The organism is Nocardia sp. NPDC005998 (assembly GCF_040614395.1).
Lineage (GTDB): Bacteria > Actinomycetota > Actinomycetes > Mycobacteriales > Mycobacteriaceae > Nocardia.
In genome coordinates this window covers 619,881-646,573 of sequence record NZ_JBEXUI010000001.1, presented here as the reverse complement: position 1 = coordinate 646,573, position 26,693 = coordinate 619,881, and the positions used below count along the sequence as shown (strand labels likewise).

Genomic DNA, 26,693 nt, shown 5'->3' with positions numbered 1-26,693 from the left:
ATGGACATATCGGCTCGCGGCCAGTGCGCTCACAGTATCCCCTGGGCCTCGACGGGAGCGCGGGTTGCGGCTGGTTGACTGATGGGCGTGGGTGCGGAAGATCTGAGCGTTTACGAGGCCATCCGGATGCGGCGGGATGTGCGGGCCGAATTCACCGGTGACCTCGTCGATGATGCGACGCTGTGGCGGATACTCGATGCCGCACATCGCGCGCCCAGTGTCGGCAATTCGCAGCCGTGGGACTTTGTGGTGGTGCGCGAGGGTGCGACGCTGCGGAAGTTCGCGGAGCATGTCGCGCAGAAGCGGATCGAATTCCGGGATGCACTTGCGCCGGAGCGGGCGGCGACCTTCGAACCGATCAAGATCGAGGGCATTACCGAGAGCGGCACCGGCATCGTGGTCACCTACGACCACGACCGGGGCGGCCCGCAGGTCCTCGGCCGCGCCACCGTCCCCGAAACCGGCATCTACTCGGCGGTTCTAGCCATTCAGAACCTCTGGCTCGCCGCGACCGCGGAGCAGATCGGCGTCGGCTGGGTCTCGTTCTACGACACCGAATTCCTTTCCGACCTGGTCGCCCTCCCCGAAGGCATCCGCCCCGTCGCTTGGCTGTGCATAGGCCCCGTTCACCAATTCCAGCCCATACCCGACCTCCAACGCTTCGGCTGGCGCACCGGCCGCCCCCTCACCGACGCCGTTCACCAAGAAACCTACTCACCCGCCTCTCCGCGCCTTTAGGCCATACAAGTTGGGTGCCACGCCCGTTGCGTTCGGGTCTGACGTCGAGTGCCAAGTGAGTTTTGGGCGTTCCCGACAGTACTCACGAAATCAGTTGTCACTGATCACACACGCGGTGATCAGACGCGCTCCAGCACCGCCGATGCGCCGATTCCGCCTGCGGCGCAGATGCCGAGGAGAGCGGCGGTTCTGCCGGTGCGGGCCAATTCGTTGGCCATTGTGGTGACCATGCGGGCGCCGGTGGCACCGAAGGGATGACCTAGGGCGACCGAGCCGCCGTGCACATTGAGTTTGTCGATATCGACCTCGCCGACCGCGGTGTCGCGATCGAGACGGGTCTTGGCCCACTCGTCGCTGTTCAGTGCGGCGAGCACGGACAGCGTCTGGGCGGCGAAGGCCTCGTGGATATCGACGAAATCGATATCGCCCAGTGACATTCCGGCCTTATCGAGGGCGCGCGGCATGGAGATGGCCGGGCCGATCAGCACCTGATCGGTCGGGTCCACGCTGACATAGCTCCACGAGCGGAACGCCGCCAGCGGCCGATAGCCGAGGGCATGCGCGGTCTCCTCGCTCATCAGCAGCACCGCTGACGCACCGTCGGTCAACGGGCTGGCATTGCCCGCGGTCACGCTGCCGTCGCGGGCGAAGACCGGCTGCAACCGCGCCAACTTCTCGACGCTGGTACCCGCGCGCACCAGTCCATCGCGGGTGATATCCGCGCCGTCCGGCGTGCGCACCCGCAGCACCTCGTCATCGAAGCGCCCCGAATCGATGGCTGCGGCGGCACGGTGATGCGAACGTGCCGCGAATTCATCCTGATCCGCACGGCTGATCCCGTGGATGCGGGCCATCTTCTCCGCCGACTCCCCCATCACCTCACCGGTGGTGCGTTCGGCGATCTTCGGTCGACTCGGCAGCAGATCGGTGAACGGCGCGAGCTGACGCGCTGCCATGAGATAGTCCTTCGGCTTCGGCTTGCCCAGCGCCAGCGGCGCTCCGGCGTGCACCAGCTTCTGTGGCAACTTCACCTCGGCATTGCTCGTCGAATCACTGCCTCCGGCGATCATGATGTCGTATTCGCCGCGCTCGATCGCCGCGACGGCCGAGGTGATCGCCTGCAGTCCGGAGGCGCATGCCCGCGTCACCGTGTACCCCTCACACCCGGCGTCGAGACCGAGATCCAACGCGATCTCGCGCGCGATATTCGGCGCCGCACTCGGCAGGATCACCCCGCCCCACACAATGGCCTGCACCTGTGCACCGGGCAGCCCGGTCCGCTCCAGCAGCCCGCGCACCGCGGCATCGGCCAACGCGATCGAATCCATCCGCGTGTAGTCGGTGAACGCCTTGATGAACGGCGTGCGCGCACCGGAGACGATGACGGCACGGCGAGCAGCATTGGTAGCCATGGGGTTTGTCCTCCTCGAGAGACCTATTCCACAAACTTACTCGGAAGTAAGTTAAAGGTCCAGGCCGGCATACCCGGCTCAGCGATCCCCTCCATCTGCCGCTGAGCCGAGACGCCGCACACCCGAAACGAGCCTGCGCCCAGCCGGTCCCGGCCTGCGGCGCGCCGTTGCGCAGCAGACCGGGGGCGCCCGTCCCGGCGAACGCCCCTGCTCGTTCCGGAACCCGCAAGGCCGACGTCGACACCCTTCCGGCGCAAGGAAACGATAGCAATCTTTCCATTCGTTTTTCAAATCTTTTCTATGAAGTTGTCTTTTAACCCAAAAGAGCTCTAGCATGAGCCTCACTATGCAAAGCCCTTCGGAGCTGTCGCGACATAAGCGCTTCGGCCGAATCATCAAGGAGCGCCGTGACGAACTCGGCCTGACACAGATGCAGATCGGCGATCTGGGAGGGCCCTCGGCGCCGACGATCCGCAAAATCGAAGACGGCGACGCGGCGATCAGCACGCACACCCTGAACAAGCTCGACGCACCGCTGCGCTGGCTGCCCGGCAGTGCGGCACGCACCTACGCGGGCGGCGACCCTACCGCGCGCGAGGGCGCGGCGCCTGCCGCGAGCACCGACGAGTCGATCGTCTCCGGACCCGATTCGATCCGCTTCGAAATCTCGGATCTGACCGGGCTGCTCGCGGCATCCGGTCGGCTCAACGACGCGGTCGAACGCGTCCGGACCACCGAACCCCGACTGCTGTCGGCCATTTCGGAGCTGAACGACGTCGTCTCTCGACTGTCCGCGCGCTATGCCACCGCGATGCTGGAACGCAACGGCGGCCCGGGCCGACCCCTGCACCCTTTGGTCGCCATGGCGTTCTCCCATCTGCTGGACGTGCCAGCCGAATCGAACGATCCCGCCGAACTACTGGAACGCCGCTATCGTCGCTGGCTGGCCGGGCGGGTGGAGGATGTGGACGCCGTCACCGAGGCCAGATTCCGCGCGCGCTGGCTGGCGGCCAATCCGGGTGCGACATCGATTCGAAACGGCAAGAAGTAGAGGGCGACGCAGATGACCGACGAGGCGACGAACCGAGCGCGACTGACGCTCAGCCACAAGGTGAATCGACTTTTCGCGACCGTGCACCCGCGTTCGGAGCCCGAGCGCACGACCGCCTCGGTCGCCGAACAGGTCGGCACACAGTTGGGCCGCACCGTCTCGGCGGATCAGCTCGACCGGTTGCGTCGAGGCGAATTCGACTCCGCACCAGTCGGATCCGACCTGCTCGCCGCGATCGCCCACTGTTTCGGGGTGAGCGCGAACTATCTGACCACCACCGGCGCCGCAGCGGCCGCGATCGATCGCGAACTCGAACTGCTGGCCACCATGCGTGACGCCAATGTTGCCAGTATCGCGTTGCGCGGGTCCGATATCGATCTCGCGGCGTTGACCACACTCATCGAAAGTACGGACCACCCCATGCGGTGACCGCGAATCGGGCAGTTTCCAACGGCTGGGTAGCATCGTGAGCTACCCGCAGCGCTGTAGGAGATCGCCACGAATGCCCGGTATGGAGAACCGGTTCCGGGAGGTATCCCGGGACGTACCGATACCGTCCCCCTGGAATCTGAGCACCTACCTCGACGCCGTCGCCGAGCATCGAGGCCGCACCATCACCCTGCAACCGGTGGACACCGCACTGCTCGCCGGCACCGGCTGCGGCACCGGCAGCGGGCTGTGGATTGCCAAGCGCGACAGCGACATCATCGTCTACGGCGCCGATACGACCGAATGGCATGCCGAGCACATCATCGTGCACGAACTGGGCCACATGCTGCTCGGCCACGGACCGGAATCGGCGACCGAGCCATCGGCGCCGACCCCGCGACCGCTGTCGGCCATCGCCGAACTGCTGCCATCGATCTCCCCGGAGTCCATCGCATACGTGCTGGGGCGCAGCGATTATGAATCCGCGCGCGAACGCGATGCGGAGACCTTCGCCGACCTGGTCATGCTGGCGGCCATGCGCCCGCAACGCCGAGATTCCTTGCTGCACAGAACCTTTTTCCGAGACCGACGGCGCTGATCGCCCACGCGACAACCGCATCGGAAAGCCGATCCGGACAGCAGGTCCCGCAACACAAAATCTCCGGGCACCCAGCTGATCGGCTGAATGCCCGGAGAAGCAGGGGGAGCCTACGCGAGCCGGATCAGGCCGTAGTCGAATGCATGGCGACGGTAGACGACCGACGGTCGGTCGGTCTCTTTGTCCTGGAATAGGAAGAAGTCGTGGCCGACGAGCTCCATCTGGTAGAGCGCATCGTCGACCGACATCGGGGTCGCACTATGGACCTTGGTCCGCACGATATGGCCGGGACCGGCCGCGTAATCCTCAGGTTCGGTTTCGGCGGGCCTACGGCCCTCGACCTCGGGATGATCGTGCGCTGCCGCTGTCTCGTTCAGCGGCGCGAACAGCGAATCGTCGATCAGATCGGCGGTAGCCTCCGCGACCGATACGGGCGTCTTGTCCCCGTAGTGCACTCGGCGCCGGTCCTTCGTGCGGCGCAATCGGCTCTCCAGCTTGCCGGTTACCGATTCGAGGGCAGCGTAGAAGCTGTCCGCACAGGCCTCCGCCCGGACGACCGGGCCCTTGCCGCGCGCGGTGATCTCGACGCGCTGGCAGGCTTTGCGCTGACGACGGTTGCGCTCGTGGAACAACTCCACATCGAAGAGGAAGATCGACGGATCGAAGCGCTCGAGACGGGAGAGTTTCTCCGCGACGTAAATTCGAAAATGGTCGGGAACCTCGACATTGCGGCCCTTCACCACGACATCGCCGCGAGGCGCTCGAGGTCGGTCCGCTGCGGGTTCGGCTGTCTCCTCCAAGGTGCTGTCAGCCAGCACCGAGGACTGGGCCTCTTTAACAGAGGGGGCAACTTTCACTGAAGGTCGTGAAGAAGTCGTCACGCGTACCTCCCGGATATGGCCGCACAGACCAACGTGCGTGCGGCGGGATTAGCCGTGCCGATAGACACTCTCTCGGCACATGATGTCCGAGGCGCCACCTCCAAACTCCCGGTTCGGGTGTGTGATCGCGACGCTAGTACGCCAACGAGCGGTCCGCCAGTGTTCACGCAAATTTCCCGGAGTCAAGCCGAACACGTCACCAACACGGCACATACCGGCACGGGTATCCGGCCGAGCGCGCGGACCGATTCGCGGGCCGTCGCCCCGGTCGTCAGCACATCGTCGACCAGCACGACCTCCGCATTCCCCGGGATCTCCGGTACGGCACCGGCACCTGGCGCGGCCACTACGTGACCGCGCATATTGTGTTGGCGCTCACTGACTGTCAAGCCCACCGAATCCCGCACACCCCACCACACCCGCAACATCGGTACCACCCGGCAATCCGGCAGCCATCCCGCCGCCGCCCGCGCCGTCCGGACCACTGGATCCCCGCCGCGGCGTCGTGCGGCCGCCCGCCTACTCGGCGCCGGGATCAGCACCAGTGGCCGTGCATCGCCGCGCAGCCGCATCAGACCGGCAGCCAGCGCCAGCCCCAACGGCTCCGCGAGATCGCGTCGCCCGCGCTCCTTCACCGCGAGCACCGCCCGTCGCGCCGGACCCGTGTACGGACCGAGCGCCCAGCACGGCACACCGGGATCGGTGCGCGGTCGCACCCGCATCGGCGGCCGGGCCAGCGTCGCCGCACATTCCGCACACCAGCCGACCCCGACCGCACCGCATCCGGCGCAGTCCGTGGGCAGGATCAGATCGAGCAGTGTCCGCATCGCACGAGTCTGCGCCCACCCACCGACAGGTTTACTCCGGCCGAATGTCCTGTCTCAGTACCCGTTCCGCCGCCACCGGTCAGCCGGGCAGTACCGGAACCGAGTTCTCGCCATTGAGGCCGGGTACCTCGCGCCAGAAGCGGTCCGCGGTCTGGTCGCTGTACTGGAGTTGGAGCACCGCGCGCGAATCTCCGACATACTCGGCTTCGGGCGAGGCACTGACCACCCGAACGGGCGCGGTCAGATTCTGGCTGATCTGCGGGGTCGGCTGCGATCCGTCGATCGAAACAGTTGTCAGCGGATCGACGTTGCCCTCCCTCGCGATGACGATGGTTTCCGCGGTAAGCCAGCTCAACGACACCGCCCGGGTGCTGAGTGTCAGTGCTAGCTGCAGCGGCGAGGTGAGCGCGTATTTGCCGTCCGGGCGCCGTTCGACCACCGCGACATAGACCTTGCCGTCGGCGATGAGCGCGGCGCGCACGCCGGTGCGGGAGATCCGCAATTCGGTAATCGGCAGTCGCAGCGACGCCCCCTGTGTCGAGGCCATCAGCGCCGAGATATCGACCTCCTGCACCGAGACCGTCCCGGTGCCGCGATCAGTGACCGCCCGGATGACCCGCTCGCCATCGATGACGGCCCAGGCCGCGGTGCCATCGACATTCCACGACGGTCGGCTGATCGTCGAACCCTCGGCGACCGGGAAGGCATTGCCGCCGTAGCTGCCGACCATCAGTGTGCGCGGCGGTCCCGGCGGGGGACGCCCGGCGTCGGCGACCGCGGCGACCAGTTGTCCGTCCGGCGAAAGCGCGACCGACTGCAGATTGTTCACCGCACCGAAGTAACCGGGCGGGGTGATCATGCCGCTGTCGGTGACCTGTACCAGCGAACCGTTACGCAGGGCGTGCAGCCCGATCTGGTTGCGCCCGAGCACGGCGGGGCTGAACTGTTCGACGTCGGCGACCGACCATCCATTGGCGGCGAAGCGGTCATCGAACGGTTTGCCGTCGGCGAGCAGCATGTACGGGCCGAGGATTTCGGCACCCGCCAGCGTGAGCACCACCTGTCCGGCCAACAGCTCCTTATCGCGTGGGGACAGTCCGGAGGCGTTCGCGAAATCGATGCGCACCCCGCCGAGTCCCACACCGACGTCGGTGTTGTCGTTATTGGGCTTGGTGATCGGTCCGCGCAAGGTCACCGGGGGTGCGAGTTCATTGCGCACCACCGAGGCGAGTGCGGGCTGCGTGCCGTCGCTGAGCAGGCTGAGCAGCCGCTGGGCCAGCTGGTTCTTGGCCACCGAAATCCAGCGCAGATCCGGGACGAGCGCGGCGCCGGACGGGTCCACGAAGTACAGCACGTAGCGGCGGTAGGACTTGGCGAACGCGGTCTGCTCCATCACCACGCCGTCGGGCAGCTCATCGATGCGCCATTCGCCGTCGACTTTGGTCATCTCGATCTTGTTTTCCAGTGGCGCGTCGATCGCGCGGTAAGCACCGTCGGCGGCCAACTCGCCGACCTTGTGCGCCCGGATCACATAGGTCGCCTTATCGCCGGAGCGTGATTCGCGCAGCGTATCGGCCTTGTCCACGATCAAGGTGCCCGCGGAGTCGTCCCACTGCGCCGACGCCGACGGTGTCATGTACTGCCTTGCGGCCAGGTGCCGATTGACCGGATCGGCGGTGGCCTGCAGGAAGTCGCGCAGCAATAGGTCCGGATCGCGACCGGCGATGGGCGGCGGCGGGCCGTCGGACGTGGGCTGGCGATTGATGGTGCCGAGTGCCTGGGGTGCGGAGGATTCCGGCAGGCTCGCGCATCCGGTGAGTACCAGCGACGCCGCGACCGCCGCCGCGCCGAGCGCGGACAGCCGCAGCGAAGTGCGCCTCGGATACCAGCTACGCATCCTCATGACTGTACGTCCCCGCCATCACCGGGCACGCTGCGCCCGGCCTGCCGTGATTCTGCGCTGTCGGCGTCGAATGCCGCCTCGTCGGCCACTGATCCCGCGCCGTTGCTGGCGCTCGGCGTGCCGCCGTTCGAGTCCGAATCGGCGTCCATGGAGTCTTGGGCGGCGATCGGGGGCGCGTCGGCGCCGTTCGTCTCGGCTCGGTGCACCGAAGCCAGCTCCGTGACGGTGCCCTCGGCGGCCGGTACCGGACCGGCCGGTTCGGTACCGGCCCGCGCCCCGGGCAATGCCTTGCGCGTTACCGGTTCCAGCGGCAGCGGGCTCGCGCCCATCTTCTTACCGCGCACCAGCGGCAACGTCAGCCGGAAACTCGCGCCGATGCCGATTTCGCCCCATGCCTCGAGCTTGCCCTCGTGCAGATTCGCATCCTCGACGCTGATCGACAGACCGAGTCCGGTGCCGCCGGAACGCCGCATCCGCGACGGGTCCGAACGCCAGAACCGGTTGAAGACCAGCTTCTCCTCACCGGGCCGCAGGCCGACGCCCTGGTCGCGCACGATCACCGCGACCGCATTGGCCTCGACATCGCCACGCATCCGGATCAGCACCGGCTTGCCCTCACTGTGGTCGATCGCATTGGCGAGCAGATTGCGCAGCACCCGTTCCACCCGACGCGGATCGACCTCGGCGACCAGCGGCTCCTCCGGCATATCGATGACGACCTCGACACCGGACTCCCTGGCCAGATGGCGCACGGTGGAGATCGCGGCCCGCGCGCACATCCGCACGTCGAGCGATTCGACCTGCAATTCGGCGACACCGGCGTCGTGGCGACTGATCTCGAGCAGATCGTTGAGCAGACCCTCGAACCGGTCGAGTTCGGTGACCAGCAGTTCGGAGCTGCGCGCCAGGGCCGGATCCAGATCGTCGCTGCTGCCGTGGATGAGGTCGGCAGCCATGCGGACGGTGGTCAGCGGGGTACGCAGTTCATGGCTGACGTCGGAGGTGAAGCGACGCTGCAGATTTCCGAACTCCGCCAGCTCACTGATCTGGTTGGACAGACTCTCCGCCATCTCGTTGAAGGCCTGGGCCAGCCGCGCCATATCGTCCTCGCCGCGCACCAGCATGCGTTCCTTGAGCCTGCCGTCGGCGAAGCGGCCCGCGATCCGCGCAGCCGAACGGATCGGCAGCACCACCTGCCGGGTGACCAGCGCCGTGATCGCCGCCAACAGCACCAGCAGCACGATGCCACCGATCATCATGGTGCCGCGCATCAGCGATAGGCTGCGCTCCTCATTGGCCAGCGGGAAGATCAGATAGATCTGCAGCGTCGGAATCTCCGCGCTCGGGCTGCCGATGATCAGCGACCGGCCGTGATAGCCGTCCGGATCCGAGACCGTGGCGAACTGGTAGCTGACCTGGTTGCGCGCGACGAATCGGCGCAACTCCTCGGGCACCTCCTGGATCGGCCCGGTCGAGATCAGCTGCTGCGGAGTGCCGCCGACCAGGCTCAGCGCCGAGTCGAAACTGCCTGCGACACCGGTGGATTGGCCGGTCCCGCCGCGGTTGGACAGCGCATTGCGCGCATCGATGAGACGCTGCTGCTGGGTGCCGATATCGTGCACACCGGCCAGCTGGCTCTCCACCGTATTGCGGGCGCGATCCATCTCCTCGACCGCGCCGTTGATCTTCGCGTCGATCAGTCGGTCGGTGATCTGACTGGTCAGCACCACGCCGAGGATCGTGATGACGATCAGCGACAGCGTGAGTGTGGACACGATGACGCGCAACTGCAGCGAACGCCGCCAAACATGGCCGAGTGCGCTGCCGACTTCCTTGAGCCAAGCCACCACCGGCGCGAGGGATCGTTCGATGCGCTGCACCACTGTGGGCGGGGCGGTCGAACGATCCGCGTCGCCTCCGATCACGGGGGTCCGGCCTTGTAACCGACGCCGCGGACGGTCAGCACGATCTCCGGGTTTTCGGGATCCTTCTCGACCTTCGCCCGCAGCCGCTGCACATGGACGTTCACCAACCGGGTGTCGGCGGCGTGCCGGTAGCCCCAGACCTGCTCGAGCAGCACCTCACGGGTGAAGACCTGGCGCGGCTTGCGGGCCAGCGCCACGAGCAGATCGAACTCCAGCGGCGTCAGTGAGATCTGCGCGCCACCGCGGGTCACCTTGTGTGCAGGCACATCGATGACAATATCGGCGATGGAGAGCAGTTCGGCGGGCTCCTCCTCGGTGCGGCGCAGGCGGGCACGCACGCGGGCGACGAGCTCCTTGGGCTTGAAGGGCTTGACGATGTAATCGTCGGCCCCGGACTCCAGACCGAGCACGACGTCGACCGTATCGGTCTTCGCCGTCAGCATGACGATCGGAACTCCCGAGTCGGCCCGCAGCACACGGCATACGTCGATGCCGTTCATGCCGGGCAGCATCAGGTCCAGCAGCACCAGATCGGGGCGGAGTTCACGAACCGCCGCCAGCGCCTGCGTGCCGTCGCCGACCACATGCGGGTCGAACCCTTCCCCGCGCAAGACGATCGTGAGCATCTCAGCGAGTGCCATATCGTCGTCGACGACCAGAATCTTCGGCTTCATAACTACTATGTTGTCATCTCTCGCGCTCGGAACGGGCCGCCACGCCAACACTGGTGCAATCCCGCCGCACATCCAACCTTATCCGGCAACAAATTCGGCCACTCGAGCAGCCAGCGTCGCCGGATCGTCACCGGATCGGTATCTCCACCACGGCCCGTACCAGTCCCGTTCGGCCAGCTCACGGTACACCTCGCCGGTGCGCCGCTGTAGACCGCCGTCGCGTTCGTAGGCATCGAGGGCACGGGTCCGGTCGAGTTCGCCACGCAGCCGGGCACGCTCGGCCGCAACCTCGGTCGGCACGTCCAGCAACAGCTGCAGCATCGGCACCGGCAAATCGAAGCGACCGAACTCCAATTCACCCACCCAGCGCACGATTTCACCGTCGGCCGACTGCTGCATTCGCGCGGCCGAATACGCGGCGTTGGAGGCCACGTAGCGGTCCAGGATCACGATGTCATTGTCGGCCAACAGCTTCGACAACTCATCACGCGCGCCCGCCCGATCCAGCGCGAACATCAGCGCCATCCCGTGTACCGAATCGGCGAGATCGCCATGCCCACCACGCAATGCCTCGGCCGCGAGATCCGCGTGGATCGAGCGCCCGTAGCGTGGAAAGGCGAGCGTTTCCACGCGCAGGCCCTTGGCGCGCAGCTCCGCGGCAACGCCATCGATCAGCGTCCGCTTCCCGGCGCCGTCGAGACCCTCCACCGCAATCAGCACGAATCCTCCGCCAAATCAATTGCCGCCTCGGCCCGTCGGCCCATATCGGGCCGACGGGTAACCCTGCTCAGTAGCGGTAGTGGTCGGGCTTGTACGGACCCTCGACATCGACGCCGATGTACTCGGCCTGATCCTTGGTGAGCTTGGTCAGCGTGCCGCCCAGTGCCTCGACGTGGATGCGCGCGACCTTCTCGTCCAAGTGCTTGGGCAGGCGGTAGACCTCGTTATCGTATTCGTCCGGCTTGGTCCACAGCTCGATCTGGGCGATCACCTGGTTGGAGAAGCTGTTCGACATCACGAACGACGGATGTCCGGTCGCATTGCCGAGATTCAGCAGCCGCCCCTCGGACAGCACGATGATCGACTTGCCGGACTCCTTGAAGGTCCACAGGTCGACCTGCGGCTTGATATTCAATTTCGTTGCACCGGAACGCTCCAGCGCCGCCATATCGATCTCGTTGTCGAAGTGACCGATATTGCCGAGGATGGCCTGGTCCTTCATCGCCTTCATGTGGTCGAGGGTGATGATGTCCTTATTGCCGGTCGAGGTGATGACGATATCGGCCTGGCCGATCGCCTGCTCGACGGTGACCACGTCGTAGCCGTCCATCAGCGCCTGCAAGGCGTTGATCGGATCGATCTCGGTGACCTGCACCCGGGCGCCCTGTCCCGCAAGCGATTCCGCGCAGCCCTTGCCGACATCGCCGTAGCCGCAGATCAATACCTTCTTGCCGCCGATCAGCACATCGGTGCCCCGGTTGATGCCGTCGATGAGCGAGTGGCGGGTGCCGTACTTGTTGTCGAACTTGGACTTGGTGACCGAGTCGTTGACATTGATCGCCGGGAACACCAGCTCACCCGCCGCCGCGAACTGGTACAGCCGCAGCACGCCGGTGGTGGTCTCCTCGGTGACGCCCTGCACCGATTCGGCGATCTTGCCCCATTTGGTCTTATCGGTTTCGAAGCGCTCGCGCAGCAGGTTCAGGAAGACCTTGTACTCGGCCGAGTGGTCCTCGTCCTCCGGCGGCACCACACCCGCCTTCTCGAACTGCGCACCGCGCAGCACGAGCATAGTGGCGTCACCGCCGTCGTCGAGGATCATGTTCGCGGGCTCACCCGGCCAGGTCAGCATCTGCTCGGCGGCCCACCAGTACTCCTCCAGGGTCTCGCCCTTCCAGGCGAAGACCGGGGTGCCCTTGGGCTCGTCCACGGTGCCGTGCGGGCCCACGACGACGGCCGCCGCGGCGTGGTCCTGGGTGGAGAAGATGTTGCACGAGGCCCAGCGGACCTCGGCGCCGAGCGCGGTCAGGGTCTCGATCAGCACCGCGGTCTGGATGGTCATATGCAGCGAACCGGAGATGCGCGCACCCTTGAGCGGCAGCACCTCTGCGTACTCGCGGCGCAGGGCCATCAGGCCGGGCATCTCGTGTTCGGCGAGGCGGATCTCCTTGCGGCCGAATTCAGCCAGCGACAGGTCCGCCACCTTGTATTCGATGCCGTTGCGGACATCGGCGGTCAGGGACGTGCGTGCGGGAAGTTCTGAGGTCGTCATCTGCCTCTATCAGCCTCTCCTGGTTCGTCAGTACCGACACAAGGCTAGTCGCTGCCGGACCAGGTGAACTACGCGGTCACGCCGTAAGTCATCAGGATCCGGCGGCGCTTACGCGGCTGAATATTCGCCAGGGTGATGTCGCCGCCGTAATGGGCCAGTACGCGGTGATCCATGATGGCGCGCCAGAGCGGCGGAACGGCCGCGAACACGATCATGGACAGGTATCCCGCGGGCAGCTGCGGCGCCTGCATCGAACTGCGCAGGGTCTGGTAGCGGCGCCCCGGATTGGCGTGGTGGTCGCTGTGCCGCTGCAGGTGGAACAGGAAGATATTGGTGACCAGGTGGTCACTGTTCCAGCTGTCGCGCGGCGAGCAGCGCACATAGAGGCCATTGGGGCGGCGGGCCCGCAGCAATCCGTAGTGCTCGATGTAGTTCACCGTCTCCAGCAGCATGACGCCGATCACCGCCTGCAGCGCCAGGTACGGCAGCACGCGCCAGCCGAAGACCGCGAGCAGCGCGCCGAACAGCACCACACTCATCGCCCACGCCTGCAGGATGTGGTTGTTCGGACTGAACCAGCGTTTGCCCTTGCGAGTGAGGCGCTCGCGTTCGAGCCGGATGGCGGAGCGGTATCCGCCGGAAATGCTGCGCGGCAAGAACTCCCAGAGCGATTCGCCCAGCCTGGCGCTTGCTGGATCCTCCGGCGTCGCCACCCGCGCGTGATGGCCGCGGTTGTGCTCGACGAAGAAGTGTCCGTATCCGGACTGCGCGAGCGAGATCTTGGCCAGCCAGCGCTCCAGATTTTCGACCCGATGCCCGAGTTCATGCGCCGCATTGATGCCGATACCGCTGACGAACCCGAGAGTCATTGCGAGCCCGAGCTTGTCGACCACGGACAGATCGTCGCCCGCCCACATATAGGCGGCGATGAGTAGGCCGATCAACTGGACCGGCAGGAATAGATAGGTGCACCATCGGTAGTACCGGTCGTTGGACAGCAACTCGTAATCCTCATCGCGCGGATTGCTGCCATCCTCACCGACGGCCCAGTCCAGCACGGGGATCACGATCAGCACGATGATCGGCCCGATCCACCAGAAGACCGGCGCGCCAGTATGCAAGACCAACTGTGATGGCAGCAATGCGATCGAAGGAGCGACCAGTCCGAGAACCCACAGATGGCGTTTGGGGTCGGGAGACCCCGCCGGTTTGCCAACCGTTTGCACGTTTGCCCCGCTAAGTAAGTACCCTAACTCCGACGCATGACAATACATACAGACTTTACGACCGTTACACAGCGGCTCGCCGTTGAAAGGTGTCAGCAGTTAGATGCCTTCCGGTTGGTTTTTAAGCACCTTCACATGCGACCACAATCACGGCACACTTACCGCAAACCGTCAACTTCCCAATGATGGGATCAGCGCTGTTCTTGCGACGCAAGAATAGCCTCGACGTACGGACTGAAAACCGCACTCAATTCGGCGGGTGCGTTGCGCCCGGGCGCGGGCGGCGTCGGGATATAACTCAGCGCGATCCGCACCAAAGCCTGGGCCAGCACATCGGATTCGGTTGCCGTCGCCTGCACCCAGCTGTGCTGGAAGGCGATGGACAGCCGCGCGGTGGCGTGTTCGAGCAACGGCTCGGCATCAAGGGTGATGAGCCGCAATAGATCCAGCTTCACCTCACCGGCGACCAGCGACTGCACCAGCGGATCGGCGGCGGCCGCCTGGAAGAAATCGCGCAGCCCCTCCTCGAACGCAGCGCGCGCGTCGTGAATATTGCCGTCGATCGCGGAGCCGACATGATCGACCAGATCGTCGGCCAGGCGCAGCGCGTAGGACTGCGCCAGCCCGGCGCGCGAACCGAATTCGTTGTAGAGGGTCTGCCTGCTGACTCCGGCCCGAGTGGCCACATCGCCCAGGGTGATCTTCGACCAGTCCCGCTCGGTCAGCAGTTCGCGCATCGAATCCAGGACAGAGGTGCGCAGGAGTTCCCGCGCCGCCTCCTGATAGGAAACCCTCGGTCCGGTGCGCGGCATACCCGCGAGGTTGTCACGGGTGGTTGCCGCAGTCAAAATTCACGACCGTTCGATCTCGACCATGTAGAAGTCGGCCTTGGCCGCACCACAGTCCGGGCAGGTCCAGTCGTCCGGAATATCGTCCCAGCGGGTGCCCGGTTCGATTCCGTCCTCCGGCCAGCCCTTGGCCTCGTCGTATTCGAAACCGCACTGGATGCACTGGAACAGCTTGTATTCGGGCCCGCCCGCCACCCGGCCACCACCCCTCACTGAATCGCTACGCGATGCTGTACTCATTTCGGAACTCCCAGAGGTTCGAAGTCGATCTTCTCGCGCACACCACAATCAGGGCAGCACCAGTCGTCGGGAACCGTCTCCCACGGCGTGCCCGCCGGGAACCCTTCGTGCGGTGCACCTTTCAGCTCGTCGTAGACGTAATCGCAGACGGGACAACGAAATCTGCTCATGATCACGCCGCCGCGCCGGGCGTACCGTAGCGCGCGATCACCTTGTCCCGCTTGCCCGGATGGATATTGGCACGGCTGATATCGCCGCCGTAGTGCGCGATCACCCGCTTGTCCATCACGCGCCGCCACAGCGGCGGGAAGTAGGCGAGCAGGATCATGCTGGCGTAGCCGCTCGGCAGATTCGGCGCACCGTCCCAACTGCGCAGCGTCTGATAGCGCCGGGTCGGATACGCGTGATGATCGCTGTGCCGCTGCAGGTGGTACAGGAAGATATTGGTGACGATGTGGTCGCTGTTCCAGCTGTGCACCGGGGCGGGCCGCTCGTACCGGCCGGATGCGGTGCGCTGGCGGACCAGGCCGTAGTGCTCGAGATAGTTGACCGCCTCCAGCAGGCTGAAGCCGACGACCGCCTGCAGGATCAGATATGGCAGCAGACCGATTCCGAATACCGCGAGCAGCACCGCGTACAGCACCACCGACATCAGCCAGGCGCTGAGCACTTCGTTCTGCAGGCTCCACGGCTTCTTGCCGAGGCGCTCGAGCCGGGTCCGCTCCAAGCGCCACGACGAGGTCAGGCCGCCCCAGACCGTGCGCGGCCAGAAGGCCCAGAATGTTTCGCCCACCCGGGAACTCGCCGGATCCTCCGGCGTCGCGACGCGCACGTGATGGCCGCGGTTGTGCTCGATGTAGAAGTGGCCATAGCACGACTGGGCCAGGGCGATCCGCGACAGCCAGCGCTCCAGATGGACCTTCTTGTGGCCGAGTTCGTGCGCGGTATTGATGCCGATGCCGCCGATCATGCCGACGGTGATGGCCAGGCCGATCTTGTCGACGATGTGCAGTCCGCCGTCGATGCCGAGCCAGCTGAGGTGGTCCGCCGTGATCAGGTAGGCGCCCATGATCAGCGTCGCGTACTGGAACGGCAGGTAGAGGTAGGTGAGGTAGCGGTAGTACTTGTCGTTCTCCAGGTACTCCATCACCTCATCGGGCGGGTTGTCGCCGTCCGGACCGAAGAAGATATCGGCCAGCGGGATCACCACATAGACCAGCACCGGGCCCAGCCAGAACGGCACCTGGGCCAGCCTGTGCCAGCCGAATTCATTGAACGCCCAGATCAGCGGCAGGCCGATGGTGAAGAGGCCGGTCGGCGCGAACAGCCCCCACAGCCACAGATAGCGCTTGCGGTCGCGCCAGTCGGTCGCCTCGACCCGAGGGCCGGACGCATGAGTTTCCGTGGACATCGTTGTCTCCTCATCAAAGCGGCACATCACATGTGATGTGCAGTACCACTTACTCTTGACAATAGAGATCAATCTGTCTCTCGTCTAGACAAATCAGGCAATTTGTAAAGACTGGCCGAAACGGCAAATCGGACACCGATGTGAGCGCGGCATGCCCGAAATGACAATCGCCGCGTCACCCCGGCGAATGCGGGATCACGCGGCGATCGTGCGCGGTATCTGTGGCGGTTCGGCCGATCAGCGCAGCAGGACGTCGGCGTTGTCGGGCAGTGCGTCGACCGGCCACCAGCGCAGGTCGGTGGATTCGTGGCTGCGGATCGGGACGGCACCGGCCGGGGCCACGATGCGGAACAGCAGGTCGAGATGCCTGGTCGGGCGGCCGAGCGAACAGGTGATCGGATGTGCTTGCGCGCCGTACAGTTCCGGATCCATGCGCAGGTCCGGCATACCGGACTCCTCGGTGGCCTCGCGCAGCGCGGCGGCGGCCACCGTCTCGTCACCTTCCTCGCAGTGCCCGCCGAGTTGGATCCAGCGGCCGACGCGCGGGTGCAGGGTCAGCAGGACCGCACGCTCATCATGGGAGAAGACCACGGCCGAGGCCGTGATGTGGCCGGGTGCGTGCTCACGCAGACATCCGCGCGGTGCGGACCCGAGGAATGCCAGCATCGCCTCCCGCAGCGATGCATCGGTGCCCGTCGCGGGCCGCCACGATTCGAGCAGCGTCGTCGCCGAGGCGTGCAGCGAACCGGCGCTCACTCGTCTACTCCGGTAGCGAATTCCCGGACGCTCACAGCTCGACCAGACCGGGGCCGGGGCCGAAGACCGGGCGGGGGGTCAGTTCCTCCAGGGGATGACCGATGGCGATGGCGCCGAGGGGATTCCAGTCGTCGGCGAGGCCGAGTACGTCGCGGGTGATTTCCGGCGCGAAGATGGTCGAGCCGATCCAGCAGCTGCCGATGCCCTCGGTGGCCAGCGCGACGAGCAGGCCTTGCACGGCCGCGCCCACCGCGACGGTGAACATGGTCCGTTCGTTACCGCGCCGCCGCTCATCCGGATAGTCGTGCGCACCGTCGGGCACGCAGAACGGGATGATCACTTCGGGTGCGTCGTAAAGGATTCGGCCGCGGGCGATTCGGCGTTCCACCCGCTCCGGGTCGAGCCCGTCGGCGGTCAGATCGGCCCGCCACCGCGCGGCCATGGCCTCCAGCAGTTGGCCGCGCAGGCCGGGTTTGCGGACCCAGACGAAGCGCACCGGGCGGGTGTGATGGGGTGCGGGCGCGGTGAGCGCCTTTGCGACCGCGGCGCGGATGCTTTCGGGATCGACCGGAGTGTCGGCGAATTGGCGAACCGAGCGACGCAGCAGCAGCGCCTCGCTGCGTCCGCGCTCGATCGCCTCGGCCGTACCGAGCCAGAACAGGTCATCGATGCCGCCGCGCAACAGGTCCGCCGCCGACGATCCGTCATCGGTGACCGGCAGCCCGCGCACCACCGCGACCGGGACGCCGCCGAGTTTGCCCTTCACCAGATCTGCGGCGGCCGCCAGTTCGTCGGCCACCGCGACCTGGGTGACGTGCAGTTCATTGCCCTGTCCGTCGACCGCGCCCGCGTAGTCGTACAGCACCCGCAGCCCCGACGCGCCGATGGCGGTATCGGTCTGACCGTTGCGCCAGGCCCGGCCCATGGTGTCGGTGATGACCACCGCGACCTGCACGCCGAGCCGCTCCGCCAGCGCGGTCCGCAGCGCCTTGGCACTCCCGTCCGGATCGGCGGGCAGCAGGACGAGTTCACCCTGCTCGACATTGGATCCGTCCACCCCGGAGGCGGCCTGCACGATGCCGAGCTTGTTCTCGGTGATCAGCGTGCGGCCCTTGCGCGCGAGCACGCGCACCGCCTCCTGTTCGACCAGGGCGCGGCGGGCGCTGTCGCGCTCCTCCGGATCCAGCGGCGCCTCGACGATGCGCCCTTCCGACTTGGCGATGATCTTGCTCGTGACGACCAGAATGTCGCCATCGACCAGCCACGGCGCACAGGCCGCGATCTGCTCACCGACGTCGTCGCCCGGCCGGAACTCCGGCAGTCCGGTGACCGGCAGGATGCGCAACTCCCCCGCCGCGTGGTCGACCGGTCCGTTCGCGTCGACGGTCCGCTCGGACATCGCGTCACCTCCCTGACTCACGGCTTGACTCCCGCCAGATCCAATGCCTCCCGGACCATTTCAGCGGTGGTCGGAGGATCGGTCATCAGCAATGGCACGCTGCGCACCTCCACACCGGGCACATCCGCGGTATCGGTGGTGTGGATCAGCCACCCGTCCAGGATGCCGGTGGCCGAGCGCGCGCCATAGTAGCGCCCGATCGCCTCGGCGGTGGTCTCGACGCCGATCACCGAAAGGCATTCATCGGCCATGCCGCGCAACGGCTTCCCGTCGATCACACCGGAGATGCCGATCACCTTGGCCTCGGTGGTGCGCAGCGCACCGCGAATACCGGGCACCGCGAGGATGGCGCCGATGCTCACGACGGGGTTGGACGGGGCCAATAGCACAGCGTCGGCCTCGGCTATGATCTGCGTCACATTTGGTGCCGGTTTGGCCTCATCTGCCCCAATTGTGGCGAATCCGTGTGTCTCGATGTCCGCGCGGTAGCGAACCCACCACTCTTGGAAATGGATCGCGCGGCGTTCGCCAGGGTTGTCGGGGTCGCTGACAACAACGTGGGTTTCGCAGCGATCGTCGGTAGCCGGGATGAGTTTTACGCCCGGTTGCCATCGGTTGCACAACGCCTCGGTGACCGCGGAGAGCGGGTACCCGGCGCGCAACATTTCGGTCCGAACCAAGTGCGTGGCGATATCGCGATCCCCCAACCCGAACCAATCCGGCTGGGCATGATATTTGGCGAGTTCTTCCTTGGCATGCCAGGTCTCTGCGACCCGGCCCCAGCCACGTTCGGTATCAATGCCACCACCGAGGGTGTACATGCAGGTATCGAGGTCGGGGCAGATCCGGAGGCCGTGCATCCAGACGTCGTCACCGACATTGACGATGGCGGAAACGTCGGCATCGGGCAGCAGTTCCCGGACACCCTGAAGGAAGCGCGCGCCGCCGACCCCGCCCACCAGGACGGCAATCTTGGGACCACTGGCGGGTGCGGTGTCCGCTTGTTGTGGAGTCACATCGACACAGCCTATGCGCTGCCGAAGCGGCCGCGACTCATCCCGTATTTGCTGCTCATTTGCTGTTCCGCGTTCAAGATCAGCTATGGAATGCGGTTGCGGATAGTAACGGAATTGCGACGGCGGCTTGACCATCGACACGTCCGGCGTGTCTAATCACAGTCATGTCATTTCGGGTTCGCGCGAGAGTTCAAGGCGCGGACGGTTTTTCGAACAGGTGTTCGCACCGGGGTGGCAAGCTCGGGGATGTCCGCGGGACAACGTCGCGGGGTACGGCCGTCGGTGTGCGTGTTGGTCCGACGGAAAGAATCAATCTGCGCTAACACACAGTGAGGAGGCGGAGCGATGGCCAATGAGCTGGCCCCTTCGGGCATGCCGGGCGGCGTATCGCAAACCGATTCCACAGCAGGCGCAGCACGTGGCGTCTGCGCAGAGATCGGTCGGATCGAACCGGATCAGATCGAGCCCGAGATGATCGACGGAGTGACAGCACCCCGGCTCAGCTTGGTCGTGACGGGCTTCGATGAGATGTTCGAATCCATCGAGGAGCAGTGGCAGGAACGTGCCCTGTGCGCACAGACCGATCCGGAGGCGTTCTTCCCCGAGAAGGGCGGCTCGACCCGTGAGGCCAAACGGATCTGCATGGGCTGCGAGGTACGCGACGAGTGCCTGGAATACGCACTCGCACACGATGAACGCTTCGGCATCTGGGGCGGCCTCTCCGAACGAGAGCGGCGCCGCCTGAAGCGCGGCATCGGCTAGAGACCTGGGGCATGCCCCGGAGTTGCCCGCGAGCACAGCGCGTCGCCGACGCGACAACTGCTTCGCTGGCGGATGGGTGACTCCGGGGGCACGCCCAGCAGTCGACCCCCGTACCGCGCCGTCGGCCGCCAACGCGCCAGCGGGGCGGCGAAGGTACGGGGCGGCGAATTGGCCTAAGTTTTAGTCATGGCCCGTTCACGTAACCGTCGTCCACCGACCGCACGTTCGGTGATCCGCCGTGGGCGCGGGGTGCGCGGGCCGATGCTCCCGCCGACCGTGCCCGCGTGGCGCACCAGGGGGCAGCAATTCGACCGGCTGGTCCTCGAGGCCTTCGCACCGCTGGACACCCGCTGGCACGATCGGCTGACCAAACTCGATATCGCGGTCGACGATGTGCCGAAAATCCGTCCGCTGCACCCGGATTCGGTTACCTGGCCGGATGAGGTGGTGGCCGACGGACCGGTGCCGCTGTCGCGGCTCATACCGGCCGGTGTGGACCGACACGGCGTGGCCACCCGGGCCCGAATCGTGTTGTTCCGCAAGCCACTCGAACTGCGCGCGGGCGATCCGGACGATCTCGTCGATCTCCTGCGCGAGGTGCTCGTCCAGCAGATCGCCACCTATCTCGGCGTCGATCCGGACATTATCGACCCCGAGGGCGAGTGAGCGAACGCCGCGGGCGAACCAACGGCACAGTCCCGACGGGTGATTTCGCGCCCGAAAACCCCGAATCCTTAGCGTGTCTGAGCACATCGCGGCCTCGAGGGGGTTACTCTCATCGGCGTGATCCCCATGCGTCGTTGCTGCCGACCAGGTTGCAAGAATCCCGCTGTTGCGACGCTCACCTACGTGTACTCCGATTCGACCGCGGTAGTCGGGCCACTGGCGACGGTGGCCGAACCGCATTCTTGGGATCTGTGTGAAACACATGCTTCCCGCATCACCGCGCCGAAGGGTTGGGAGATGGTGCGCCACGAGGGCGGATTCTCTTCCAACACACCGGATGACGACGATCTGACGGCATTGGCCGAAGCGGTCCGCGAGGCCGGATTGCGCCGCCGTCCCCCGGAGCACGATCGGCGTGGCTACTCCGACTACGCACCGCCTCCGCCGCGCGCCACCCGCACCGGCCGTCGCGGACACCTTCGAGTGCTGCCGGACCCGCCCAACTGAGGTCGGGGCGGGACCGTGTCAGCGGCGTCGGTGGGAGCCACTAGGGTGGTCACCATGACAGTGGCCCGCTCTGCCGAATTCGTGAACGCGGTGATCAAGGCGTATGACGTCCGCGGTGTCGTCGGTGAACAAATCGACGGGGAATTCGTCAAGGATGTCGGTGCCGCGTTCGCGCGGTTGATGCGCGCCGAGGGTGCGACCCGCGTGGTCATCGGACACGACATGCGTGAATCCTCACCGGAACTCGCCGCCGCCTTTGCCGACGGCGCACTCGGCCAGGGCCTGGATGTGGTGCATATCGGCCTCGCCTCGACCGATCAGCTGTACTTCGCCTCCGGTCACCTGGACTGTCCTGGCGCGATGTTCACCGCCAGCCACAATCCGGCCCGCTACAACGGCATCAAGCTGTGCCGCGCGAAGGCGCTTCCGGTGGGCCAGGACACCGGCCTGGCGACCATCAAGGACGAGGTGATCAATGGCGTCCCCGGCTACGACGGCACGCCGGGCAGCGCCACCGAGATCGACCTGCTGACCGACTACGCGAAGTACCTGCGCGGGCTGGTCGATCTCGACGATGTCCGTCCGCTCACCATCGCGGTGGACGCGGGCAACGGCATGGGCGGGCACACCGTGCCCGAGGTGCTCGGCACCGTTGCGCAGTTGAAGGTGGTGCCGCTCTACTTCGAACTGGACGGCTCGTTCCCCAACCACGAGGCCAATCCGCTCGATCCGAAGAATCTGGTCGATCTGCAGGATCTGGTCCGCAAGTCCGGCGCCGATATCGGCCTGGCCTTCGACGGCGACGCCGACCGCTGCTTCGTGGTCGACGAGAACGGCGACCCGATTTCGCCATCGGCGATCACCGCACTGGTCGCCGAGCGGGAACTGGCCAAGGAGCCCGGCGCGGTCATCATCCACAACCTCATCACCTCGCACGCGGTCCCCGAACTCGTGCACGAACTCGGTGGCACTCCGGTGCGCACCCGGGTCGGGCACTCGTTCATCAAGCAGGAAATGGCGGCCACCGGCGCGGTATTCGGCGGTGAGCACTCCGCGCACTACTACTTCCGCGATTTCTGGGGCGCCGACTCCGGCATGCTCGCGGCATTGCATGTGCTGGCCGCGCTCGGCGAGAAGGATCGGCCGATCTCGGAGCTCATGTCGTCGTACCAAACGTATGCGGCGTCCGGAGAGATCAACTCGACGGTGGCGGACGCGAAGGAGCGAACGATGGCTGTGGTGGAGGCATTCGGGGATCGGGCCGTCTCGGTGGACCGGTTGGACGGGGTCACTGTTCAGCTCGCCGATGATGCCTGGTTCAATCTGCGCGCGTCGAATACCGAACCGTTGCTGCGACTGAACGTCGAGGCGCGGTCAACAGAGGAAGTAGACGCACTCGTAACCGAGATCCTGAGCATCGTCCGCTCCTGACTGGGATAGTGGAATTACGGCGGAATGGAATCACATGCTCAGGATTCGACGACTAGGGAAGTAGACGACTCAGCCCGATGCCGAGATCCTGAGCATCGTGCGCTCCTGACTGGAATAGTGGAATCACAGACGTTGGATTCGCCCGACCTGGGCGCCCGTGTCGATAGCTCAGAGTCGACAGCCCGGGTGGGAGCAGGGCGGGACCGCACACAGCGCGATGAGGGGAGGTGGGACGCCCGATGATCGCTGGAACACCGGTGCTCGACCTCGACGATGCCGCTTCACTCGAGGCGGCCGATGTCGGCGGCGCCCTGCGCTCCGCCGCATCCGGTGGCGCGCAGGTGCGCGCGACCGCGGCGGCCGTCGGTGAGGACGCGCTCGCGCGCCTCGTCGATCTGCGGCCACGCAGCGTGGTGCTGGTCTCCGGCGCCGGCCGGGCCGCACGCGCCGCCAGCCTTATCGTCGCCGCGCTCGGCGACCGCGCGGGCCTACCCGTGGTGCCCGTCGCCGCTCTCCCACCGTGGGTCGGACCGTTGGATGTGGTGCTCGTCGCGGGCGATGACGCCGGTGATCCCCGGCTGATCGACGCGGTCGACCGCGCGCAGCGCCGGGGCGCCGAGGTGGTGGTCGCCGCGCCACACGAAGGACCGCTGCGTGCCGCCGCAGCCGGGCGTACGTCGCTGCTGGAGCCACGAATTCCGGTGCTCGACCACAACCGCCTGCTGCGCTTCCTCGCGGCCTGTATCGCGGTGCTGCGCATCGTTGATCCGGCCCGTTCGGGTGCGGTCGTACCCGATCTGACCGAACTGGCCGACGTGCTCGATGCCGAGGCGTTGCGCGATGGTCCGCACAACGAGGTCTTCCACAATCCGGCCAAGACGCTGGCCGCGCGCATGCACCAGCGCGGCATCGTGCTGGTCGGAGACTCCCCGGCCACCAACGAACTGGCCGAGCACGGTGCCGAGGTGCTGTTGCAGTCGGCGGGCAAGGTGGCCAGCGCGGTGACGCTGGCCGAGGCCGTCGCCGCCAATGCGCGCATGGTCGAGGCCGCCGGACAAACCGCGCCGAACTACGATCCGCTGTTCCACGACGAGGAACTCGACGGACCCGCACCGGTGGAGCGGATCCGGATATTCGTGCTCAGTGCGGATCTCGATCGGGCGGCGGCGCGGCGCCGGCTGGCCGTCTTCGGCAGTGCCGGATCGGGTCTGGTCGACGCCGATCTGGTGAGCGCGGATGTCGAGGTGCTGCACACTTCGCTCAGCGATCCCGCCGCGCCCGCACCGGCCAGGGTGGACGAATCGGGCGCACCTCTGCCCGGCACCATCGGCCATGCCAGTGAACTCGAACAACTCGCGGTGCTCGCGCTGCGCCTGGAGATGGCCGCGGCCTATCTGCGGCTGATCGGCGCGCGCGGCGATGCGAACCCGACCACGCAACAGCTCGACGGGGGACGCTACTAGTGCACGAACTCGTTGGTGCGCTGCGTTCCTATGCCTGGGGTTCTCGCACCGCACTCGCTCGGTTGTGCGGCCGACCGGTCCCCTCGGCGCATCCTGAGGCGGAACTGTGGTTCGGCGCCCACCCCGCCGATCCGGCACATGTCCGCATCGAGAACAGCACCCGTTCCCTGCTGGAGTTGGTCGCGGCCGATCCGGAGCGCGAACTCGGCGCCGCCGCACCGGAATTCGGCGGGCGGCTACCGTTCCTGTTGAAAATCCTCGCCGCCGAGGAACCGCTGTCGCTACAGGCGCATCCGAGTTCGGCGCAGGCGCGTGCCGGATTCGAGCTGGAGAACCGCGCGCGGGTGCCGCTGGATTCACCGATGCGCAACTACCGCGACGAGAATCACAAACCGGAATTGGTGGTGGCGCTGGACCGGTTCGAGGCGCTGGCCGGATTCCGGGATCCGCGCCGCACAGTCGAACTGCTGCGCGCACTGGATGTGCCCGGGCTGCGCTCCTACGCGGACCTGCTTGCCGCCCAACCCGATTCGGCCGGACTGCGGACCCTGTTCACCACCTGGATCACGTTGCCGCAGCATGTGCTGGCCACGCTGCTGCCCCAAGTGCTCGACGGCTGCGTGCGCTACCTGTCGGTCAAGGGCAGCCGCGAGTTCACCGCCGAGGCGCGCACCGCGCTCGAACTCGCCGAGGCCTATCCGGGCGATGCCGGGGTGCTGGCCGCGCTGCTGCTCAACCGACTGACCTTGGAGCCGGGACAGGGGCTGTTCCTGGCCGCGGGCAATCTGCACGCGTATCTGCGCGGGCTCGGTGTGGAGATCATGGCCAACTCCGACAATGTGCTGCGCGGCGGGCTGACACCCAAGCACGTCGATGTGCCAGAGCTCTTGCGGGTGCTGGATTTCGAACCGATCGATCTGCCGGTGGTATTGCCGGAACCGGCGGGCGACGGGTCGGTGCGCTATCGGACACCCGCGCCGGAATTCGCGCTGCGGCGGTTCGATCTGACCGCCGGATCCGGACAGGTGCCGCTGACCTCGGCGGGTCCCGGAATTGTGCTGTGCACGGCGGGGACGGCGCGGCTGCTGCAGGGCGGAACCTCGCTGGTGTTGGGGCGCGGTGCGGCGGCGTGGATATCGGCTGCCGACAGTGAGATTCGCGCGCAGGCGGTGGAGGGCGATGCGCAGTTGTTCTGCGCGTGTGTAGGTGGCGCCGCCTGACCTCGCCCGACCACCACCCCGCAGCGAATCGCTACGCGATGCTGAATACTCGGGGCCGTGAACACGCAGCGCCGCAGGCGCTGCAAATCGAACACAGGAGGAAGTCCACACATGTCGGCTGGTGGTGGCAAGAAGGCGATTCTGGCCGCGTTGTCGGCGAATGCGGGGATCGCGGCGGCCAAGTTCGTCGGCGCGTTCATCACCGGTTCGGGATCCATGCTGGCCGAGGCGGTGCACTCGGTCGCCGATACCGCCAACCAGGGTCTGCTGCTGCTCGGTCAGCGCCGCGCCGCGCAGGACGCCGACGAACTGCATCCGTTCGGATACGGGCGCAATCGCTACTTCTACTCGTTCATCGTGGCACTGGTGCTGTTCACACTCGGCTCGATCTACGCCATCTACGAGGGCGTGCACAAGATCCAGCATCCAGAGGAGCTGAGCAATCCGATAGTCGCGATCGTCATCCTGTTCATCGCCATCTGCCTGGAGAGCTACAGCTTCACCACGGCGATGCGAGAATCCATCCCGCTCAAGGGAAATGCGAGCTGGTGGCGGTTCATCCGCAACTCACGCAGTCCCGAACTGCCGGTGGTGCTGCTCGAGGACACCGGCGCCCTGATCGGTCTGGTCTTCGCATTCGCCGCGGTCGGGCTGACCATGCTCACCGATGATCCGGTCTGGGATGGCATCGGCACGCTGGCCATCGGCGGACTGCTCGGCATCATCGCGGTGATCCTGATCGTGGAGATGCAGAGCCTGCTTATCGGTGAGGGCGCGACTCCGGAGGAGGACAGGGCGATCCGCGCCAATCTGGTCGACGGCAAGCGCATCGATCGGGTGATCCACCTCAAGACGCAGTACCTCGGTCCCGAGGAGATCCTGGTCGCGGCGAAGATCTCGATCGTGCCCGATCTGGATATCGCCGAGATCGCGGCGGCCATCGACGATGCCGAGGCGCGGGTCCGGGCCGCCGTACCCGCCGCACGGGTGATGTATCTCGAGCCGGACCTCTACCGCAGGCAGACTGTCTGACGAGCA

The 26,693-nt window shown here is 66.2% G+C and carries 27 protein-coding genes; 11 read left to right on the top strand and 16 right to left on the bottom strand.

What is annotated here, in order from left to right; genetic code table 11:
- The first annotated feature begins 102 nt into the window (after positions 1-102).
- A complete protein-coding gene (gene bluB / locus ABZ293_RS03040) occupies positions 103-738 on the top strand; it encodes a 5,6-dimethylbenzimidazole synthase (RefSeq protein ID WP_355177149.1) in 636 nt (211 codons plus the stop codon).
- A gap of 119 nt (positions 739-857) precedes the next feature.
- On the opposite strand, the gene ABZ293_RS03035 is transcribed toward bluB, so the two are convergent.
- Positions 858-2,150 (bottom strand): acetyl-CoA C-acyltransferase, encoded by a 1,293-nt coding sequence (locus tag ABZ293_RS03035; protein ID WP_355177008.1) that lies wholly within the window; start codon positions 2,148-2,150, stop codon positions 858-860.
- A 334-nt stretch (positions 2,151-2,484) separates the two neighbouring features.
- On the opposite strand from ABZ293_RS03035, the gene ABZ293_RS03030 reads away from it, so the two are divergent.
- The 3 genes from ABZ293_RS03030 to ABZ293_RS03020 all read left to right on the top strand — a co-directional run bounded on the left by ABZ293_RS03030 (position 2,485) and on the right by ABZ293_RS03020 (position 4,228).
- Complete coding sequence (locus ABZ293_RS03030) at positions 2,485-3,201, top strand: helix-turn-helix transcriptional regulator (RefSeq protein ID WP_355177007.1); 717 nt, start codon at positions 2,485-2,487, stop codon at positions 3,199-3,201.
- Positions 3,202-3,213: 12 nt separating this feature from the next.
- Positions 3,214-3,630, top strand: a complete 417-nt coding sequence (locus tag ABZ293_RS03025) for a hypothetical protein (protein WP_355177006.1) — start codon at positions 3,214-3,216, stop codon at positions 3,628-3,630.
- A 73-nt stretch (positions 3,631-3,703) separates the two neighbouring features.
- On the top strand, positions 3,704-4,228 hold the full coding sequence (locus tag ABZ293_RS03020; RefSeq protein ID WP_355177005.1) for a hypothetical protein: 525 nt from the start codon (positions 3,704-3,706) through the stop codon (positions 4,226-4,228).
- A gap of 110 nt (positions 4,229-4,338) precedes the next feature.
- On the opposite strand, the gene raiA is transcribed toward ABZ293_RS03020, so the two are convergent.
- The 15 genes from raiA to cofD all read right to left on the bottom strand — a co-directional run bounded on the left by raiA (position 4,339) and on the right by cofD (position 19,606).
- Positions 4,339-5,028: a ribosome-associated translation inhibitor RaiA gene (raiA, locus tag ABZ293_RS03015; protein ID WP_355177148.1), complete on the bottom strand. Its 690-nt coding sequence runs from the start codon at positions 5,026-5,028 to the stop codon at positions 4,339-4,341.
- A 263-nt stretch (positions 5,029-5,291) separates the two neighbouring features.
- Positions 5,292-5,936 (bottom strand): ComF family protein, encoded by a 645-nt coding sequence (locus tag ABZ293_RS03010; RefSeq protein ID WP_355177004.1) that lies wholly within the window; start codon positions 5,934-5,936, stop codon positions 5,292-5,294.
- Positions 5,937-6,015: 79 nt separating this feature from the next.
- A complete protein-coding gene (gene lpqB / locus ABZ293_RS03005; RefSeq protein WP_355177003.1) occupies positions 6,016-7,833 on the bottom strand; it encodes an MtrAB system accessory lipoprotein LpqB in 1,818 nt (605 codons plus the stop codon).
- 2 nt (positions 7,834-7,835) lie between these two features.
- The gene (mtrB, locus tag ABZ293_RS03000; RefSeq protein ID WP_355177147.1) at positions 7,836-9,722 is read right to left on the bottom strand and encodes an MtrAB system histidine kinase MtrB; all 1,887 of its coding nucleotides are present in this window, start codon (positions 9,720-9,722) and stop codon (positions 7,836-7,838) included.
- Between the two features lie 38 nt (positions 9,723-9,760).
- A complete protein-coding gene (mtrA, locus tag ABZ293_RS02995) occupies positions 9,761-10,447 on the bottom strand; it encodes an MtrAB system response regulator MtrA (RefSeq protein ID WP_354959593.1) in 687 nt (228 codons plus the stop codon).
- A gap of 69 nt (positions 10,448-10,516) precedes the next feature.
- Positions 10,517-11,158, bottom strand: a complete 642-nt coding sequence (locus ABZ293_RS02990; RefSeq protein WP_355177002.1) for a dTMP kinase — start codon at positions 11,156-11,158, stop codon at positions 10,517-10,519.
- Positions 11,159-11,225: 67 nt separating this feature from the next.
- Positions 11,226-12,710: an adenosylhomocysteinase gene (gene ahcY / locus ABZ293_RS02985; RefSeq protein WP_355177001.1), complete on the bottom strand. Its 1,485-nt coding sequence runs from the start codon at positions 12,708-12,710 to the stop codon at positions 11,226-11,228.
- Between the two features lie 68 nt (positions 12,711-12,778).
- A complete protein-coding gene (locus ABZ293_RS02980; RefSeq protein ID WP_355177000.1) occupies positions 12,779-13,831 on the bottom strand; it encodes an alkane 1-monooxygenase in 1,053 nt (350 codons plus the stop codon).
- Between the two features lie 296 nt (positions 13,832-14,127).
- Entirely contained in the window at positions 14,128-14,748 is a 621-nt protein-coding gene (locus ABZ293_RS02975; RefSeq protein ID WP_354959594.1) for a TetR family transcriptional regulator, read from the bottom strand.
- Positions 14,749-14,787: 39 nt separating this feature from the next.
- Positions 14,788-14,979: a rubredoxin gene (locus tag ABZ293_RS02970; protein WP_355177146.1), complete on the bottom strand. Its 192-nt coding sequence runs from the start codon at positions 14,977-14,979 to the stop codon at positions 14,788-14,790.
- Positions 14,980-15,020: 41 nt separating this feature from the next.
- Positions 15,021-15,194 carry a rubredoxin gene (locus ABZ293_RS02965; RefSeq protein WP_354959580.1) on the bottom strand — a complete coding sequence of 58 codons (174 nt, stop codon included), beginning with the start codon at positions 15,192-15,194 and terminating at the stop codon, positions 15,021-15,023.
- Positions 15,195-15,196: 2 nt separating this feature from the next.
- Complete coding sequence (locus ABZ293_RS02960; RefSeq protein ID WP_355176999.1) at positions 15,197-16,435, bottom strand: alkane 1-monooxygenase; 1,239 nt, start codon at positions 16,433-16,435, stop codon at positions 15,197-15,199.
- A 237-nt stretch (positions 16,436-16,672) separates the two neighbouring features.
- Entirely contained in the window at positions 16,673-17,191 is a 519-nt protein-coding gene (locus tag ABZ293_RS02955; RefSeq protein ID WP_355176998.1) for an NUDIX domain-containing protein, read from the bottom strand.
- Between the two features lie 31 nt (positions 17,192-17,222).
- Positions 17,223-18,590: a coenzyme F420-0:L-glutamate ligase gene (locus ABZ293_RS02950; protein WP_355176997.1), complete on the bottom strand. Its 1,368-nt coding sequence runs from the start codon at positions 18,588-18,590 to the stop codon at positions 17,223-17,225.
- A gap of 17 nt (positions 18,591-18,607) precedes the next feature.
- Positions 18,608-19,606, bottom strand: coding sequence for a 2-phospho-L-lactate transferase (gene cofD / locus ABZ293_RS02945; RefSeq protein ID WP_355176996.1), 999 nt, complete (start codon positions 19,604-19,606; stop codon positions 18,608-18,610).
- A 528-nt stretch (positions 19,607-20,134) separates the two neighbouring features.
- Between cofD and ABZ293_RS02940 the strand changes: the two genes are divergently transcribed.
- The 7 genes from ABZ293_RS02940 to ABZ293_RS02910 all read left to right on the top strand — a co-directional run bounded on the left by ABZ293_RS02940 (position 20,135) and on the right by ABZ293_RS02910 (position 26,687).
- On the top strand, positions 20,135-20,368 hold the full coding sequence (locus tag ABZ293_RS02940; protein ID WP_029901515.1) for a WhiB family transcriptional regulator: 234 nt from the start codon (positions 20,135-20,137) through the stop codon (positions 20,366-20,368).
- A gap of 186 nt (positions 20,369-20,554) precedes the next feature.
- Positions 20,555-21,034 (top strand): metallopeptidase family protein, encoded by a 480-nt coding sequence (locus ABZ293_RS02935; protein ID WP_355176995.1) that lies wholly within the window; start codon positions 20,555-20,557, stop codon positions 21,032-21,034.
- A 117-nt stretch (positions 21,035-21,151) separates the two neighbouring features.
- The gene (locus ABZ293_RS02930; RefSeq protein WP_355176994.1) at positions 21,152-21,541 is read left to right on the top strand and encodes a DUF3499 domain-containing protein; all 390 of its coding nucleotides are present in this window, start codon (positions 21,152-21,154) and stop codon (positions 21,539-21,541) included.
- Positions 21,542-21,601: 60 nt separating this feature from the next.
- A complete protein-coding gene (locus ABZ293_RS02925) occupies positions 21,602-22,972 on the top strand; it encodes a phosphomannomutase/phosphoglucomutase (RefSeq protein ID WP_355177145.1) in 1,371 nt (456 codons plus the stop codon).
- Positions 22,973-23,211: 239 nt separating this feature from the next.
- Positions 23,212-24,435, top strand: coding sequence for a tobH protein (locus tag ABZ293_RS02920; protein ID WP_355176993.1), 1,224 nt, complete (start codon positions 23,212-23,214; stop codon positions 24,433-24,435).
- Positions 24,435-25,655 carry a mannose-6-phosphate isomerase, class I gene (gene manA / locus ABZ293_RS02915; RefSeq protein ID WP_355176992.1) on the top strand — a complete coding sequence of 407 codons (1,221 nt, stop codon included), beginning with the start codon at positions 24,435-24,437 and terminating at the stop codon, positions 25,653-25,655. The genes ABZ293_RS02920 and manA overlap by 1 nt, the downstream gene beginning before the upstream one ends.
- A 111-nt stretch (positions 25,656-25,766) precedes the next feature.
- Entirely contained in the window at positions 25,767-26,687 is a 921-nt protein-coding gene (locus ABZ293_RS02910) for a cation diffusion facilitator family transporter (RefSeq protein ID WP_355176991.1), read from the top strand.
- Positions 26,688-26,693 lie beyond the last annotated feature (6 nt).